The organism is Chitinophaga sp. S165 (assembly GCF_003182155.1).
Taxonomy (GTDB): domain Bacteria; phylum Bacteroidota; class Bacteroidia; order Chitinophagales; family Chitinophagaceae; genus Chitinophaga.
Window position 1 is genome coordinate 275,738 of record NZ_QGTG01000004.1, and the last position, 15,676, is coordinate 291,413.

At 45.5% G+C, this 15,676-nt stretch carries 13 protein-coding genes; 11 read left to right on the top strand and 2 right to left on the bottom strand.

Annotated elements, in window-relative coordinates; all coding sequences use genetic code 11:
• Positions 1-4 precede the first annotated feature (4 nt).
• Genes C7475_RS18435 through C7475_RS18460 form a run of 6 tightly spaced genes read left to right on the top strand, consistent with a single transcriptional unit; the run spans position 5 to position 10,147 of the window.
• Complete coding sequence (locus C7475_RS18435; RefSeq protein ID WP_233259892.1) at positions 5-3,136, top strand: SusC/RagA family TonB-linked outer membrane protein; 3,132 nt, start codon at positions 5-7, stop codon at positions 3,134-3,136.
• Positions 3,137-3,156: 20 nt separating this feature from the next.
• The gene (locus C7475_RS18440) at positions 3,157-4,683 is read left to right on the top strand and encodes a RagB/SusD family nutrient uptake outer membrane protein (protein ID WP_158286539.1); all 1,527 of its coding nucleotides are present in this window, start codon (positions 3,157-3,159) and stop codon (positions 4,681-4,683) included.
• 10 nt (positions 4,684-4,693) lie between these two features.
• Positions 4,694-5,395: a hypothetical protein gene (locus C7475_RS18445; protein ID WP_146217587.1), complete on the top strand. Its 702-nt coding sequence runs from the start codon at positions 4,694-4,696 to the stop codon at positions 5,393-5,395.
• A 17-nt stretch (positions 5,396-5,412) separates the two neighbouring features.
• Positions 5,413-6,990: a DUF5008 domain-containing protein gene (locus C7475_RS18450; RefSeq protein WP_158286540.1), complete on the top strand. Its 1,578-nt coding sequence runs from the start codon at positions 5,413-5,415 to the stop codon at positions 6,988-6,990.
• Between the two features lie 17 nt (positions 6,991-7,007).
• Positions 7,008-8,735, top strand: coding sequence for an alkaline phosphatase family protein (locus C7475_RS18455; RefSeq protein ID WP_158286541.1), 1,728 nt, complete (start codon positions 7,008-7,010; stop codon positions 8,733-8,735).
• A gap of 29 nt (positions 8,736-8,764) precedes the next feature.
• Positions 8,765-10,147: a discoidin domain-containing protein gene (locus C7475_RS18460; protein WP_158286542.1), complete on the top strand. Its 1,383-nt coding sequence runs from the start codon at positions 8,765-8,767 to the stop codon at positions 10,145-10,147.
• A 149-nt stretch (positions 10,148-10,296) separates the two neighbouring features.
• Here the strand turns inward: C7475_RS18460 and C7475_RS33020 are convergent, their stop codons facing one another.
• Complete coding sequence (locus C7475_RS33020) at positions 10,297-10,440, bottom strand: hypothetical protein (protein WP_158286543.1); 144 nt, start codon at positions 10,438-10,440, stop codon at positions 10,297-10,299.
• Positions 10,441-10,519: 79 nt separating this feature from the next.
• On the opposite strand from C7475_RS33020, the gene C7475_RS18465 reads away from it, so the two are divergent.
• From C7475_RS18465 to C7475_RS18475, 3 genes are all read left to right on the top strand, one after another.
• Positions 10,520-11,053 (top strand): hypothetical protein, encoded by a 534-nt coding sequence (locus C7475_RS18465; RefSeq protein ID WP_110054863.1) that lies wholly within the window; start codon positions 10,520-10,522, stop codon positions 11,051-11,053.
• 3 nt (positions 11,054-11,056) lie between these two features.
• Complete coding sequence (locus C7475_RS18470) at positions 11,057-11,584, top strand: O-acetyl-ADP-ribose deacetylase (RefSeq protein ID WP_110054864.1); 528 nt, start codon at positions 11,057-11,059, stop codon at positions 11,582-11,584.
• Between the two features lie 111 nt (positions 11,585-11,695).
• On the top strand, positions 11,696-12,847 hold the full coding sequence (locus C7475_RS18475; RefSeq protein WP_110054865.1) for a glycoside hydrolase family 172 protein: 1,152 nt from the start codon (positions 11,696-11,698) through the stop codon (positions 12,845-12,847).
• Here the strand turns inward: C7475_RS18475 and C7475_RS18480 are convergent.
• The gene (locus C7475_RS18480; RefSeq protein WP_110054866.1) at positions 12,844-13,236 is read right to left on the bottom strand and encodes a response regulator; all 393 of its coding nucleotides are present in this window, start codon (positions 13,234-13,236) and stop codon (positions 12,844-12,846) included. The two genes, C7475_RS18475 and C7475_RS18480, sit on opposite strands and share 4 nt — an antisense overlap.
• A gap of 633 nt (positions 13,237-13,869) precedes the next feature.
• On the opposite strand from C7475_RS18480, the gene C7475_RS18485 reads away from it, so the two are divergent.
• Positions 13,870-14,382, top strand: a complete 513-nt coding sequence (locus C7475_RS18485) for a hypothetical protein (protein ID WP_146217588.1) — start codon at positions 13,870-13,872, stop codon at positions 14,380-14,382.
• 32 nt (positions 14,383-14,414) lie between these two features.
• A complete protein-coding gene (locus C7475_RS18490) occupies positions 14,415-15,419 on the top strand; it encodes a helix-turn-helix transcriptional regulator (protein WP_110054868.1) in 1,005 nt (334 codons plus the stop codon).
• Positions 15,420-15,676 lie beyond the last annotated feature (257 nt).

Here is a 15,676-nt window from a genome sequence, read left to right on the forward strand (position 1 = left end):
GACTATGCAATGTCTGCGTTTATATAAGATCTTAGGACTGTTACTGTTGTTGCCTGTACTGGCTGCACAGGCGCAGGAGAAAATACAGGTGCGGGGCGTAGTAAGGGATGCCCAGACCAACGAGCCACTGGTAGGTGTGAGTATCATGGCAGGCACACCTCCTAAGGCTGTGGGTGTAACCAGTTCCACCGGTGCTTTCAGTGTATCTGTTCCCGCAGATGCGAACTTATTGTTCCGTTACATCGGTTTTTCTGACTACAAGTTTAAACTGAAAGACAAACGTGATCTTGTGATCAGGTTAGTGGTGACGGAGAATAAACTGAATGAAGCGGTCGTGATCGGTTATCAGAAGAAAACCAGAGAGGTTACAACAGGTTCTGCTGTAATCGTGAGTGGAAAGGAACTGCAGGACATTCCTGTATCGAACGTAGAGCAGCTCTTACAGGGGCGTGTTGCAGGTCTGAATATCCAGAATAATACCGGTACACCGGGTGGCCGTGGTATCATTCAGATCAGGGGCTTGTCTAATATCAGTGTTACCGGAAGTGGTAATGATGCTTTCCTTTCTCCAACTTCTCCGCTATATGTGATTGATGGGGTGCCGGTAGAAGCAGACGCCAACTTCGAATATGGATATCAGTCTGCCGGTCCGGGTGTAAGCCCTTTGTCGCTTATTCCTCCGGAAGATATTGAAAGCATGGAGATCCTGAAAGATTCGCAGGCAACAGCGTTGTATGGATCAAGAGGTGCATATGGCGTGATCCTCATCACAACAAGACGTGGTAGTTCTCCTATCCCGCTGGTAAGGTATACAGGAAACTTCTTTATCAACAATCCTCCAAAGTTGCGTCCTACTATCGGTGGTAAGGAAGAAAGAAGGATCAGACTTGGAATGATCAACGGTGGAAACAACATCGAGGATATCTATCAGATATCTACCAAACCTTTCCTCGCAGATAGTTTGAATCCTTATTACAACAACTCAACCAACTGGCAGGACGTTTTCTACGCAACGACGTACAATCAGACGCACAACATGAATATCAGCGGTGGTGATCCTAAGTTCAACTATAAAGTGGACCTGGGTTACTATCATGAAAATGGTGTGATCCGTAATACAGGATTTGACCGTTACTCCATCAACACCAACATGCTTTATCAACCTAATACTAAGCTCAGGGTGTTCACAACTTTATCTACACAGGTGGGTAAAAGAAATAAGGGTGATGGTAATGGCCTTACGCAGAGCGGCGTATCTGAGAATGCATCTGCCTCTTCGTTATTGCCAGGGCCTTCGTTTTATCAAAGTACTGCGGGGGTATTATCAGCACTGAATACCAGGAACGATAATAAGACAGCCAATGTGCGCAGCAGCCTTGATGTAAGTTATCAGTTGATACAGGGGTTGAACATCGGTTCCAGTGTGAGCTATGAATATGCTTCCAATACGGAAGATAAATTCACGCCAGCGGAAGCCAACAACGACTTCTCGCAGATCTATGCTTACAATGACAGGAAGTTCACACTGTACAACCGTAATACGATATCATACAACTATATCCTGAATACAAACCATAATTTCTTCATCTCTGCTTTCAACGAATTCTATAACCGTGGCTTCCAGGCGCAGGTGATCCGGCAGGAGAAAACGCCGAATAACCAATACGAAGGACCGCTCGGTTATGATGGATATGCTTCCCGTGGAGGGGGCCTCCTGGATAACTACAGCAAGCAACACGTGGCCTCCTTTGCAGGAACATTTTCCTACAACTTTAAGCAGAAGTATGTAGTAGACGTCAGCTATCGTATGGATGGTACATCCAGTAGCGGCTTTGAAGATCCTTACTCCAAGAACCCGGCTGTCGGTGTACGTTGGAACTTCAACAAGGAACCTGGCCTGAGTGACCTTAAGTGGCTCACCTATGGTTCCTTGCGCGGTAGCTGGGGGCAGAACATTGTACCCAGTGGAGATATCTTTTCTATCTACGGTACGTATGATCCTCGCGGTACCTACAATGCCAATCCACGTTTAGGTATCAACTTTGGCAGATTGCCGAACACTTATCTGCAACCGACCGCTACGACGCAGTATAACTTTGGTTTTGAAGCCGGTTTATTTGACAGCAGGGTAGAAGTGATCTTTGATGGTTACTATAAGACAGTAAAGAACCTGTTACGTACGAAAGCAGTGTCAAACATCACGGGTTTCAATGAGATCACGACAAACGAAACTTCACTGATCAACTACGGATATGAGCTGACATTTACGTTCCGCCCACTGCCACGTACCAGTGCTGTACAATGGACAATATCCCTGAACGGTGCACTGAATAAAGATGTACTGACCAGTCTTCCGAATGGAGCAAGACAACTGGTGCAATATGACAATGTAACCAATCAGCATACGCTGTTCCGGGTAGGACGTAATAGTCTTACGAACTACCTGCTGAAAACAGAAGGCGTCTACGCCACTGATGCAGACGTACCTGTTGATCCTGCAACAGGTCAACGTTACCGTACTGCTAACGGCACTTACTTTAAGGCTGGTGATCCTATCTGGAAGGATGTGGACGGCAATTACATCCTGGATGGAAATGACTATGTGCCTGCCGGTAATTCACAGCCGCTGATCACCGGAGGTATTCAGTCTTACGTAAACTGGAAGAGCTTCTCACTTAATATCAGTACTTCTTTTACACTGCTCAGAGATGTGCTGAACAATGCCTTCGCACAAAGGATGCAGTACCTGGGAGATCCTTACAATCCGAAGGCGATGGTGGATTTTAATGATGTCGATTACTGGAAAGGACCGGGATCAACTGCAAGTTATCCGAACCCATTTGATTACAAACGCTACAATGATATCAGGCCTTATCGTTATGACCAGACTTTGATACAGGAAGACGGTTCTTACTTCAAGATGAATACTGTAACACTGGCTTACCTGGTAAACAGGAAATTCACTAACCGTTACAGCATCAACTCTGTACGTATGTATCTGTCTGCCAATAACCTGATCACTTTTTCACCGTACAGTGGTCCCAATCCTGAGAACGTATCTGCACTGGGGCGTGATCAGTCGGGAGGTTATCCTATAGCCCGCAGTTACAACTTCGGGATGAATGTGGAATTCTAATGTCTTTAAAAAGTATTGCTATGATCCGGAGGTTTATTTATATCACTGCCTGTTTGCTGCTTTGCAGTCAGTTCGGGTGTAAGAAGTTTCTAAATGTGGAGCCGCTTGACCGGCTTTCAGGAAATACGTTCTTCAAATCGGCGAAAGATGTGGAAGATAATATATGGGACATCTATGGTCTGTTCAGGGACGCTACCGGCTCGTGTCCGTTGTTTGCCCTTGCAGGAGAGGCAAGAGGCGGCATGCTGGCGATGTCTCCGAAGGGTGATGGAGCAGACAGGACCTTCGTGGAATACGTAGCCAAGAATGACCTGATACCGGTTATTTACAGACCGGCAGGTAAAGAGTTCTGGGACATCTTTGACCTTTATATGCTGGCCGACTGGAAGCCGTTCTATCGTGTTATACAGGCATGTAATATCCTGATCTATGAAGTGGACAGACGGGTGATACCTGACCTGGACGAGGCCCGTAAAGAGACGTATAAGGCAGAAGCGATCTTCATGCGCAGTCTTGCTTATTTCATCATGGTAAGGTTATGGGGAGATGTGGTGTACTACACGGACGCTTATCACGAGGCGCCGTTACCAAGAGAAAAGATGGTGACCGTAATGAATAACTGTATTACGGACCTGACGGCGGTATTGGAAGAACTGCCCTGGACATTTACAGAACCTGCTTACCAGGGCGCCCGTACCAGCAGAGGATCGGCTGTGGGGCTGCTGATGGAAATGCATATGTGGAATGCCGGTTTTGATAAATCTGCTGCGCAGCAACATTATCAGGCTACAGCTGAACTGGGAGATCAGCTCATAAAGAGCGGTGCTTATATGCTGCTGCCGATGGAAGAGTCGTTCACCATCTTCAAAGGGCGTTCGAGAGAAAGCCTGTTTGATATCGTGATCAGTTCCAACTACGGAGAAGGCCTGGCAGAGAAATGGAATGACCTTTCTGAGCTGGTAGTGCATTATCCATATAAGCGCCCGGCCTGGAACCACCAGTACAGCTTTACCTATTTCCGTGCAGAGTACCTGCGCCGCCTGTATCCTTCAGGTGTGCCTGATGCAAGGATACAGATGTGGTTCGACTCGCAGATGTTTGCCAACGACGGCACTTTTATGTTCCTCAAGTATAACAGTCTTTATGAACAGGGAAATGAAGATGTGAATGTGGATAACAACCTCATTGTATTAAGATACGCAGGCGCCATCCTGTTGAGGGCAGAAGCATTGGCGGAACTGGGGCAGACAGATGAAGCTATCCGGACGATGAACATGATCAGGCAACGGGCAAGGACGACGCTTTACCAGGGCGGAACATTGCAGGCACTGAAAGATGCCATCTTTACTGAAAGAGCGAAGGAACTGATGATGGAAGGACACTATTATTTCGACCTGGTACGTACGGGCAGAGTAATGAGCCAGCAATGGTGTTATTATCCGCTTACGCAGGCACAATTCGATAATGGTGGCTGGACATGGCCTATCAACTCTGCAGCGCTGGATAACAATCCCTATATGCAACTGAACAATTATTGGTTAAGATAAAATGAAACTTATGCGGACAATACTGTGCTTAATGACAGCCCTGATATTGGGTTTGTGCGCCTGTAGTAAAGATGAATACTACCAGGACTCCGGTACCCACGATCCCGTGTTTAAAGGAAGTACGTTGGAATACCTGGATGCGGTGCCTTTCTATTTCGATACCGTAGCAACAATAGTGAGACTGGCGGGTATGGAAGATGTCTTTAAAAGTGATACGCTTACCTTCTTCGCACCGACAGACAGAAGTGTGCTGCGTTTAATAAAAGACCTCAATGCTGAACTATTCTTTTTAGGGAATGATACGGTGAAAGCCTTGTCTGACGTGCCGAAGGAGATATGGTTCAAATATCTTCAGCGATATATGTTTCATGGCAGTAATGAACTGAAAGATTATCCGCAGATAGATTATAACCTTCTGAATACATATCCTGGTCAGGGTTACCTGTCATGGAACGGTACGCCAATGAACATCGGTGTAGTGTACAATGATGATAACGGGGTGAAATACGTAGGCTACCGGCAATTGTCTATCGCTTACATAACCGACCCGGCCAAGCCACGCGATAACTGGGTCATTGATTACGTGGCTTCCTGTAACATTACTACCAATAACGGTGTAGTTCATGCGCTGAATGACAACCATGTCTATTTTGGATTTGCTCCGTATGTGTTTGTTCAGGACGTGATCGCTGCAATGGAAAACGGAGGTTAATAAAAAGCATGAATCACATGAGAAGAATAATATCAATGGCAGTGCTGTTAACGATGATTTTCTCAGCAGCCTGTAAAAAAGATAAGGTGTATGAAGATCCTTATGCCGGAGGAAAGGAACCGCTGGGCGTAACGCTAAGCACGGAAATACCGAATCCGTCGGAAGCAGCCCCCGGTACTGTGATCACCTTTAAGGGTAAAGGGTTACTGAAACATAAAGATTCGCTCTTGTTCAACTTTAACGGTGAACCGGCGGAGATCGTAAAAGTAGATTCTGCCGGCATACAGGTGAAAGTGCCTGTTACTGCCAGTACAGGTGTGACTTCTGTAACTATCGGCAACCAGATCTTCTTCGGTCCTCTCTTTAAGGTAAGGGGCAACCTGGATATTGACAACAACTACAAAGTTGTGGTTGGCGCTAATAGCTGGGTGAGTGATGTATACCGTTTTGCTGATGGCAGACTATTGCTGGTGGGCGATTTCCTGGATTATGAACGTAAGGGAATAGTAAGACCTATCAGCAGGATCGTGCTTACATCACGCGATGGCGAAATGGACCGCAGTCTGCAGTCAGGAAGAGGAGCTGATGGGTCCCTGAATACAATAGGCGCACTGCCTAATGGTAAGCTGGTAGTAGGTGGCAGCTTTGCTTCATACGATATTCATCAGGCAGAGATGCACAACATCACGATACTTAATAGTAATGGATCGCTTGATTCAATGAGCGTAAACACTTTTACGGATAAGGACACCGTACCTTCATTCAACGGAGGCACTGACGGAAGGATCAATCGTGTTTTTGTGTACAATAACCGTATCACTGCTATAGGTTACTTTAATTATTACCTGCGTTTCGTATACGGCCAATCAGATTATCTGCAGGAAAGGGATTCACTCATTACAGACAGTACGCTCGTACGCCAGTTAGTACGTTTCCATCCTGATGGTTCACTGGATTCGTCTTTCAACTATGACCTTGTACGTCATAGAAGCTTTGATGGCGCTAATGGCCCTATCAGCGATGCCTATCAGCAGCCGGATGGAAAGATCATTATTGTGGGCCGTTTCACCCGTTATAACGGGCAGCCGGCGCCTTACATCGCCCGCCTCAATCTGGATGGAAGCCTCGATCCCGGTTTCGGTGGCAGCGGTGCAGATAACGATATTATATCCATCCGTTATAATGCTACAACGCAGCGATTCGTGCTGGCCGGCAACTTTGACAAGTTTGATGGTGCTGCACATAGCGGCCTTGTAATGCTGAAGCCTGATGGTACGCCAGATGAGCAGTTCCATGCAGCAACAAGGGCAAGTAACGAAAGATATTACTGTGCACAACAACTAAGCAATGGCCTGATAGTGGTCAACGGTACTTTTACCAGCTATGATAAGGTGCATCGTAGTGGGTTTATGGTGCTGGACCAGAAAGGAAAACTGGCGCCGGGATATAATAACACTGCTGATTTTTCGGGTATCCTGGTAAGAGTATTTGAAACGATCAATAGCTCCGGACAAACGCAGGCCCTTATTATGGGGCAGTTTAGCCGCTTTAATAATAAAGAGATCAGTAACGTAGTCCGCCTGTTATTCAAATGATAAAATTATCCGCATATATGAAGAACTTCAACTGGCTGGCAGTCATCACTACGGTTATACTGTTTACTGCCTGTAACAAAGGTTTTGACAGACTGCTCGAAGAGCGGGAGTATGAAGATACTACCGGTGTAACCGGCAAGCAGCCTAAAATACTCTTCCTGGTGGTGGATGGCGCCCGCGGAGAATCGGTACGGAATGCACAGGCATCTCACCTGCTCGAGCTGGGAGATAATGCGATCTATTCCTGGAACAGCATCAGTGACACTATCGGGCTGGATGCCTCCGCATGGGCTGATCTGCTGACAGGCGTGCGTAAGGAAAAGCATGGTGTAGTCAAAAGTGATTTTGCTGACAACAGGCTTGGGCAATATCCTGTCTTTTTCAAGTATATCAAGGCGCGTATGCCTTCATTCAGGATCGCGGCATATAGTGCAACAGACTCGCTGGGTAGAATGCTGATCACTGATGCGGATGTAAACCAGACATTCGGCAATGACGATGATGCTACTGCGCAGGCCATACTGAATGAGTTAAAAGTTGATACAGCCGGTTTGGTATTCGGTCAGTTCAGCCAGGTAGCAACAGCAGGTAAGGCATATGGTTATGATGCAGGTATTCCTGAGTATAAGGCTGCAATTCTGAAGGTAGATGAATACATCGGTAATATCATGAATGCCTTACGGCAGCGGAAGAATTATCAGCATGAAGATTGGCTGGTAGTCGTAACATCGGGTAAGGGCGGGCCTTTTGCAATAACGCCTGAAGAAGATGACGGAACTATCCTCAGTAACCCGAAGGTCAATACTTTCACTATATTCTATTCGCCCCGTTATGTTCCGAACTTCATAGACAGGCCATATACCGGCGCCCGTTATACGGGGAAGGCCGTGCGCCTGTATGGTAAAACTCCTGGAGATGCCGTGTATGCAAGCATTAATGAAGGGAAGGAAGATCTGAATCTTGGTAAGACGAATGAGGTGACCATTGCGCTGAAGATCAAAAAGAATAAGACTACCTATGGTGATTATTCCTATACCTATCCGAACATCATTGGTAATAATCTGTCGCTGGACTGGTGGAAGAATACCGGCTGGAGCATGTCCCTGGAAACAAATGGCTGGGGAGTACACTACGGACAGGATGGTGCGGGCTTTAATATGGTGACCGGCGCCAATATTAGTGACGGCAGATGGCATGACCTGACGGCTGTATTTCTGAACAGGGACAACAAACGTTTCATACGTCTTTTCACAGATGGAAACTTTAATACCGAACAAGAGATCACTTCTTACGGCAACTTTGATAATGGCTCTCCGCTGACGCTTGGATACGTGCCTGGTAATGTGACAGATGATAACCGCTGGCTGAATGCATATGTTACCGAGATCCGTTTCTGGCGCGCTGCTTTACCGGATAGTGTGATCAGGACTTATGTGTGTACAGATGAACTGCCTACATCTCATCCGTATCACGATTACCTGATCGGGTACTGGCCATGCAGAGATGGTTTTGGAGGAGTATTTAAAGATCAGTCGGAATACAAACACGATTTTCAGATACATAACAATTACCAATGGGATGATTTCAGTGATCTGATGTGTCCTAGTTCCGCCTCTAATCTGACGCAACTGGTACCGCAACCTGTTGATGTAGCCAGGCAGATCATGAACTGGCTGCAGATAGCTGTAGATACCAAATGGCAGATGGACGGCAGGGTATGGGTAACTTCCTATGCATCTATCTGACAATATTTTTTAACTGCAAATACGCTGATATGAGTCGCAATATGCTCCCTGTGTTGTTACTGCTCCTGCTGTCTGGTGCTTTATCCTGTAAGAAGGATGATAAGTACCAGGATGAGCAGCTGGACCCGGTGAATGTATCCATTCAAAGCACGAACGGACGAATAGCTGTGCCTGCGGGTAACAATTACACCAAAACAACTGATTACGTCGATATACCTGTTAAGATCGTGCTCTCTGCCACAACACCGAAGATCTTTACGGTGGATGTACATGTGAATAACGATACCATTACACACCTGATAGAACAACAGCAACTGGGTGATGCGGTACTGCTGGAAGAAACCTACTACCAGTTACCTAAAACAGCAGAGATGAGGTTTGGTATAGATACTTTTACCTTGCCCTTACGTATCAGTATGCAGGCCATTGAAAAGTATTACGGTAAAACACTGGCACTGGCCATTGGCCTGTCGGATGCAGGTAAGAACAATACCCTGGATGCTGCTGGCAGGAGCGCTATTTTATTGATCAAGACAGATGAGATCATCCGGCAGGAGGATATTCATTATCTCTTTTTTACAGGAGCGGGCAGTGTATTTGGACAGCCTTCAGGCACTGATCATACATTGGGTACTAATGAAGTGGTATTACCGGTTAGTGTAACACTCGGGGGAGTACCCGGAGGAGCTTTTACAGTAAACGTAAGCGCCAGTCCTGATACAGCGCAGGCGTTGATAGACGACGGTACGCTGAATGGATCTGTATTACTGAAGGAAGGGGATGATTATTCTATTCCAGCTACACTGACATTTCCGGCCAATACAAGTACGGCCAGATTTAACCTGGTTGTAAAAACGGAAGCATTGAGAAGGAACGAGCAAAATAAGCCGGTACTGGCTTTAAGGCTTAGCAGCCCGACCAGGCACCTGTTAGATTCCGCACGTAGTACTGTTGTGATGCAGCTGGACCCATCACGGCTGATTGAAACAGATATTACCAATACCAATATCAGTTATAAGACACAATACGAGAATACCAGTAATGCAAATGAGACATCAGGGAAGCTGATAGACAACAACATCAACTCGAAGTTCCTGTTGTTTAACTTCTCTACGCTTTGGGCGCAACTGGAGTTTGCCACTCCGCAGACCACTGGTGCTTATACCATTACCTCAGCTAATGACGCACCCGAACGTGATCCGAAGAACTGGACGATCGAAGGTTCGGATAACGGTACCGACTGGACGATACTTGACACACAAACGGACCAGTCTTTTGGTTCCAGGTTCCTGACGGTGAAGTATACTTTCTCTAATCAGGTGGCCTTCAAGTTCTATCGCCTGAACGTATCGGCGGTAAAAAACAGTACTTTATTCCAGCTGGCCGAATGGAGGCTGCTGAAACGTCCATAATAGTTTTCCTGTTCCCTCAGAATCAGGAGGTTTAGATCCAGAGGCCGGTTATAGCCGGCCTCTTTCTATAGTATGTTAGTTATATTTTTCTTATTTGAAGTTATAGGTCCTCATCTTTCCGTCTGCCAGGGAAATGTTTAGTATATCGCTTACTTCACCGTTGGTATTTTTCGTTGCTGGTCTTTTTCAATGCAGTAAGCGGTAGGGTAGCGGCTGCTGTGTATAACGACCTGCGGGGTTCTGCTGCATAAGGAAGCCTTCCCGATCATGGCAGTTTTTGAGTTACGGTTCATAGATAAGATATGTTTATATATGCTACCGGGGCACAAGTTATAAATTTTACTAAATTGAGACTTGCTAAATGCCTGCTTCATGCTAAAGTTTCTTCCATTTTTACTGATATTGAGTGCCCAAACCTTTGCGCAGACAGAAAATGTGCTGCAACATATCAGAGACAGGTACCAGGAGGTTAATAAGAATATTACTTCATATAAGGTGTCAGAAATTAGTATGCCAGGTATCAGTGCGGAAGGGGCCAGCCTGCAAGGGTATTTTATCGGAGATTCACTTCAGCTGATGGTAGAGGTGATATATGAAACGATGGGAAAAGAACGGACGGAAGTATACTATGACAAAGGAGCATTGGTATTCTGTTATTCTCGCGGGTATAAGTATAAAGTACCGATGTATGATTCCACCTTCAACCAGTATAAATGGGACGTAGAAGAAGAAAGGGCGTATTTTCACGGAGGAAAGCTGGTCAGGTGGATGGATGCAAACAAGAAGATATTTACAGCAAGAGATGCTGCATTTATTGAAAAGGAAAAGGGGTATTTGGAACGGGCAGCAAATTTGTACAAGATTATGTTTAAACACAGGTATGACGGTGAGTACCAGGAAAACTAAAACATGGAAATAACACTATTACTAGGGGATATTACCAAAGTTGAAGCAGACGCTGTTGTTAATGCAGCCAATTCGTCTTTACTGGGTGGAGGTGGTGTGGACGGAGCTATCCACAGAGCTGGCGGACCGGCTATACTGGAAGAGTGCCGTAAGATCCGCGATAAGCAGGGAAGGTGCGCTGTAGGTGAAGCAGTGATCACAACAGCTGGCAGATTGCCTGCCAAGTATGTTATCCATACGGTAGGGCCTGTATGGAATAAGGGAGACGATGCGGAGAAAGCTTTGCTACGGAACGCTTATTTGAATAGTCTGCAACTGGCGGTGAAGTATGATGTGAAAACGATCGCTTTTCCGAACATCAGTACAGGTGTATACCGTTTTCCTAAACAGGTAGCAGCGGAAATAGCGGTGGCGGCTGTCAGGGAGTTCCTGGAAAAGAACAACAAGATAAGTAACCTGATCTTTGTTTGTTTTGAAAAAGACAATTATGATATCTATTCTCAATTGCTGACGCAACACGGAACTATATAGGCTTCCCTGATAAAATGAAAAATTACTGTATGGGCGTGATGGCATATAAATGCTATCACGCTTTTCTTTTTTAAAATTCATTTAGTACTTTTTCGCTCAAAGCAAATGTTCATGAGAAAATTCCCGTTATTAGTACTACTGTGCTGTTTTACCGTACCATTGTTTGCGCAACAGTTCAATGGTCTGGATATGAATCTTGGTAACCTGTTCCGTTTGTCTAACGCGAAGACCAGGTCTATCAGTCCGGAAAATTTCACCGGAGAGAAAGGTAAAGGCGGTATGGCCGTTCCGCAGAAAGATGCAGCATTGAATACAGCCAATGCATCAAATGCGGCGCGCGACCTGGGACAGGGGTGGAAGGTCAATCCTTTTATTATTATCAAACCAGGACAGACATTTACTATCGCCGAAATGAGCGGTCCAGGTGCTATTCAGCATATCTGGATGACGCCAACAGGCGTTTGGCGTTATTCCATCCTGCGTATCTACTGGGACGATGAAAAAGAGCCATCTGTAGAGTGTCCTGTAGGCGACTTCTTCGGTATGGCCTGGAATGAATATGCACCACTGAATTCTATGGCTATCACCGTTAATCCAGGCAGTGCCTTTAACAGCTACTGGATGATGCCTTTCCGGAAGAAATGCCGTATTACTATGGAGAATATAAATACGGAACAAATGACGCTGTATTACCAGGTGGACTATACGCTGACAGATGTGCCTGATGATGCCGCTTATTTCCATGCGCAGTTCCGCCGTACCAATCCTGACACCACATCAGACTATGTCCTGGTGGATAACATCCGTGGAAAGGGGCAGTATGTGGGTACTTTCATGGCTTTGGGCGTGAATAATTCAGGCTGGTGGGGAGAAGGAGAGATCAAGTTCTTCATGGACGGGGATACGAAGTTTCCCACCATCTGCGGAACGGGAACGGAAGACTACTTCTGTGGTTCCTACAATTTTGACCGGGGAGGCAAGTATACTGAGTTTTGCACACCTTATGCGGGATTGCACCAGGTGATACGTCCTGACGGCACTTACCGGGCACGTCAGCGGTTTGGTATGTACCGCTGGCATATCATGGACCCGATACGATTTGATAAAGAGTTACGGGTAACTATTCAGGACCTGGGCTGGAGAGAAGGAGGCAGGTATTTACAGCAGCGTTCGGATATCTCGTCTGTAGTGTACTGGTACCAGACTGAACCACATCAACCGTTTCCGAAGTTACCTGTTAAAGATAAACTGGAGGTCTATTAGGGAAGGATTTTTGCAAGTACAATTTCCAGCTGCCTGCACAGTTCACCGAAACTGGGAGGTTTAGTAAGAAAGTGTGCAGCACCCATTGCGGCGGTCTCAATGCCATCTTTTTCTCTTTGCGAGGTGCTGAAAATAATAACCGGGATATTGCTGCAGGCACTGTCCTTTTTAATTTCAGCCAGGAACTGTTTGCCATTCATTCTGGGCATATTCAGGTCAAGGAAGATAAGATCGCATTGCAGGCCGCCGTCCTGTAATATACGTAGCCCTTCTTCCCCATCAGAAGCGAAATGACAGGTAGCGGCACTGTCCACGATGGACATTGCCTCCCCAAATAACTCCTGATCATCCATGTCGTCATCTACCAGTAAAATTACTTTTTTTGCCATACGTGCCGCAAAATTAGGGATAATCCAGCAATCAATACCGGACGGAGAGAGAATATGGGCATATCCTGGGGAATAAAAGCTGCCATCCGGGTAAACCTCAATAGCCCTAAGTACGCTTTATATATGACGTATATACGGCGTATACATGGCGTATACATGACGCATAGGTGGACTTCTAAGTTTGACTTAATAGGCAGAAAATGCAATTGCGCTTATATCCGGGTTACCATAACAGCAAGGCGCTGATATAATATATTAGAAAAGAATGGCTTATGAATATTATCCATTCTGGTGATTTTTTTGTTTGAAAATGTTGTAAATTCAGTACTCATAGACTAGCTAGAAAATGCAGTACTGCATTGCAATAGCAGTACTGCCGGGAATTCAGTTGATCCCTTGCAGGATACAAAGTTAACCTGATTGAAATGGAAGACAACGTTTATTTGCGCATACTCAGCGCGCTGTCTTTAAAATTGTGTTTATATTTCACTCTCCCAGGTGTCCAAGCAAATAACCGCCTCCATTACTGCAACAGCTCCGCAGCGCAATCTGTAAGCTGGCTGAATGCCCCTCCCGGATAGTGTGGAAGAAACAGTCCCTACCAAGTTCTCCTCCTCATTTAAAATAACACACATGAAACTAGATGTTAACTTTAATCCACTTTTAGCATTTCAGCAATCAGAAAATGTACCTGCATCTTTTGAGCATTATTTGTCTTCAGAGAAGCCCCCTTTATTTTACTCCACGCCCCAGTGCAACGTATTGATACAACAGATGCAACTCTTTGAAAGAAGCTTCTGGTATACTGTTATCAGTTCTACAGAAGATAATTTGCTGTTAAGGTTCGACCTCGTACCAGGTTTGAATAAATTACTGATCTACAATATCCAGAATGATGATGAAATGATGTTCCTGCATCAGGACATAGGAATAGACATAGGAGAGAATGATTATTGTTACCTGGGAGGAGGTTTCCAGCCGAAAGATCTACGGGTGCTGGTCAGCAAAGGTACCTATCAGTCATTCGCTTTTCCTTTTTCTCCTGATCAGGATGATAGTGAAAGTATGAAAAGCGCAGAAACATTTTCGTTCGTAAACAAGTTCCTTTTTGCCCTGGGCCTGCTGAATACAGAGACTAGAAAGTAGTGACACTTATTCTATCATAAAACCTTACCAATATGCCAATTGAGTTCCGGTTACCTGACCACTTAGTGCAGGAGGCTGTGGTAACGCATGCCGTGCCCGCACGTTACCGCAAATTGCGATTGCCCATTGAAGATACCGACACATTGTTCGTATCCGGCAAATGGGGGACACTGCTTAAACAGAAAGTAAAGGTTGCTAACAGTTTCTATTGCGAATTGTATGCTGAGCCAACGGCTGATATAGATCTACAGATCTCTGTTACTACGCCTGTTATTATTATGCAGGCGATGGTGACTGGCAACGTGCGTGTCAGTTATTCAGACGACCGTATGCAGCTGCAGTCCGGCAAGGTGGGTATGCAATACCTGACTCCGGGAGTTGTTTACACTGTTAGTCTTACCGGAGGGCAGCAGTACCGCAGTATTTATTTTCAGACGCCGGCTACTATGCTGGAAGAGCTGTCTGATACCTATCCGCAGATAAATGATATGCTGGAAACTGTAAAGACGGGGAGTGACTTCCCTACGCATCTGCCCTATATACGCTTGAGCGCTGCTATGCGCAGCGAGATGGAGAAAATGAAGAATTGTCCGTTGACAGGTCAGGCACGTGCCTTGTATTATAACAACCGTATCAGTGATGTGGTGATCGCTTACCTTGACAGTATGCATCGCATCACTTTACAGGACAGCAGGTTAATATTGCTGCATGAAAAAGAGATAGATGAGTTTATTGAGAGAGTGGACAGATGTCCGGAAGAGCATGTTAACGTGGAGCAACGCGCACATGCATTGGGCCTCACCGAACGTGCACTGGAAAATGCATTTAAATTGAAGCTGGGCAGCACGGTAAAGATCTACATATTACAGCAGCGGGTACAAAAAGCCAAGCAACTGCTACTGGCCACTATGTATACGGTAACAGACATCGCGATGGAAGTAGGCTATTCCGATCCGTCTTATTTTATAAGGATATTTAAGCAGACGGAAGGCGTTACTCCGGGGAGATACAGAAGTGATCACAGTGCGGCTATATAGCTGTGTATAGGACTAAAGAGATAAAAAAACAGTGATAATTTGCCGCCTTAGTCCTATCAGTTTAACCAATGCCTTGCGATATTCGTGTTGTGTTTAGAGATTAACCCATATAAAGATCACAGCGTTCAGAATTGTTAATAGAACAAAAGAAAGCGTCTTATGAAAGATCTATAAAATGAACCTTGTTTGTGAACTGATCCAGGTCTTACTTAAGCCATCATAGCATTAATATATTTTTTGCCTTTTCATAATAATGC